Here is a 1,228-nt window from a genome sequence, read left to right as displayed (position 1 = left end):
GGCGCTGTGCCGCCTGCGTGTGTTGTAGAAGTCGGCGATCCAGGTTGCGATCTTCATGCGGGCCTCGGCTCGGGTGCCGAAGTGGTGCCGGTGGACGAACTCGACTTTCAGCGTGGAGTTGAACGACTCGGCGGCGGCGTTGTCGAGCGCGCAGCCCACCCGTCCCATCGACTGAACCACGCCGTTGCGGCGACAGGCAGCCTGGTAGGCGGCAGCGGTGTACTCGCTGCCCCGGTCGGAGTGGAAGATCGTGCCGTCCACGTCGCCGCCCCGGGTGGCCACCGCCATCTGTAACGATGCCACCGTCAGCGCGGCGTCGTGGCGCTCACTCATCGCATAGCCCAGCAGCCGGCGGGAGAACAGGTCCTCCACCGTGGCCAGATACAGCTTGCCCTCGCCGGTGGTGATCTCGGTGACATCGCCGCACCACAGCACATCCGGGGCGACCGCGGTGAAGTTCCGTCGCACCAGGTCCGGCGCCGCCGGGCGCTTGCCCTGGCGGGTCAGCGAGCGCGGCTTGGCGCGCACGCGGGCGACCAGGCCGAGTTCGGCCATCCGCGCCGCGACCGTGTTCTCCGAGATCCGCCACCCTTTCTCCCGCAGGTCACGGGTGACGCGCGGGGAACCGTAGGTGCCGCCGGAGGCGGTGAACACCGCCGTGATCTCCGCGTCCAGGCCGGCGCGCCGCTGCTCACGCGCGGTGGGAGGTCGGTCTCTCCACTTGTAGAACCATGACGGCGAGACCCCCAGCGCCCGGCAGGAGGCCACGTGGTCGATGCCGAACTCGGTCTTCTGGGAGCTGATGAAGGCCGCCACGCTCACCGGCCCATCGCCTCTTTCACCCACAAGACCACCGAGCGCTTGAGGACATCACGCTCATCCGCCAGCTCGGCACGTTCCTTCTCCCAGGCCGCCTTCTCCTGGGCGTGCCGCTGGGCCAGTTCGGCCTTCTCCCGCCGCAGCCGGGCCAGTTCCTCCCGCTCGGACTCGGCCGGCACCGCGTGCTCCTCGCCGCCGCCCGGCCGTTCGACGAGCCGGTCCATGTGCATCCAGTTGTTCAGCGTGTAGGGGTTGATGCCCAGATCCCGCGCGATCTGCGCGACGGGCTTGCCGGTCTCCTTGACGATGCGCACCGCGCCCGCCCGGAACTCCGGATCAAACCGGCGTCTCTTGCTTGCCACGACCCAACCTTCTCCCAGGTTCAGGTCTCCACGCTATGAGGGGAAGC

The 1,228-nt window shown here is 69.2% G+C and carries 2 protein-coding genes; both read right to left on the bottom strand.

Annotated features, from left to right (window positions below; all coding sequences use genetic code 11):
• Positions 1–822 (bottom strand): IS3 family transposase (locus tag Acor_RS00115; RefSeq protein ID WP_170316738.1); only part of this gene is annotated, 822 nt, incomplete at its 3' end.
• Positions 819–1,181 (bottom strand): transposase, encoded by a 363-nt coding sequence (locus Acor_RS00110; RefSeq protein WP_155334409.1) that lies wholly within the window; start codon positions 1,179–1,181, stop codon positions 819–821. The genes Acor_RS00115 and Acor_RS00110, both read right to left, overlap by 4 nt.
• Between the last annotated feature and the right edge of the window lie 47 nt (positions 1,182–1,228).

The sequence above is a fragment of the Acrocarpospora corrugata genome (assembly GCF_009687845.1).
GTDB classification, from domain to species: Bacteria; Actinomycetota; Actinomycetes; order Streptosporangiales; family Streptosporangiaceae; genus Acrocarpospora; species Acrocarpospora corrugata.
The sequence above is the reverse complement of the archived record's forward strand: the minus strand, read 5'-3'. Positions and strand labels throughout refer to the sequence as shown.